The sequence below is a fragment of the Oleiphilus sp. HI0079 genome (assembly GCF_001635105.1).
Map to the genome: position 1 here is coordinate 1 of NZ_LWFT01001376.1, position 751 is coordinate 751.

The 751-nt window shown below is 51.4% G+C and carries 1 protein-coding gene; it reads right to left on the reverse strand.

Going from position 1 to position 751, the window contains the following annotated elements; all coding sequences use genetic code 11:
- Positions 1-725 (reverse strand): efflux RND transporter permease subunit (locus A3750_RS23770; RefSeq protein WP_231871941.1); only part of this gene is annotated, 725 nt, incomplete at its 3' end.
- Between the last annotated feature and the right edge of the window lie 26 nt (positions 726-751).

Below are 751 nucleotides of genomic sequence, written 5' to 3' on the forward strand. Positions count from 1 at the left end.
ACATCAGGCCCCAATATCGGCTTGGTTTGAACCAGCGTACTTAACGGAATCATTTCTCCACCAGAGGAGCGCACGTGCAGCTTGGAAAGGTCTGATTCGTCATTTCGGTACTGCGCCTCGGCCTGCATCATCACACGATACACCTGACCAAACTTATTAAAGTCATTCACATAGAGAGAACCAAGTTGGGTCTGAAGCGTCATAAAAATTTCTGAAAGCGGGATACCTAGGTTCTTCGCCTTCACTCTGTCGACATCTACGTATAGCTGCGGAATATCAGCCGAGAAAGTACTGAAAGCAAAGGCAATTTCTGGGCGCGCATTCGCGGCGAGAATAAAACCGCCCATGGCCGAGGCAAGTGATGCCGAGTCTCTTCCCTGTAAGTCCGTAAGCACCATCTCCAAGCCGCTAGTACCGCCAAGTCCTGGAATGGCGGGCGTAGAGAAAGCTCGAACGTTCGCACTGGAGATGGCACTCAATTTAGCTTGCACACTATTCACAATCGCGGCCTGATGCAGAGCGGGATCCTTACGATCATCCCAAGGATCAAGCGTAACGATCGCCAAACCGGCATTCGATGAAACGGCGCCTGAAATCAAGCTAAATCCGCTGATGGTCATCACGTCACTCACACCCGCCTCTTCGTTGACGATGTCCGTCACCTGCTTCATCACTTCACCCGTTCGAAGCAAAGCCGCTCCCGCAGGAAGCTGAATATCAACCATAAATGCGCCCTTATCCTCATTCGGGA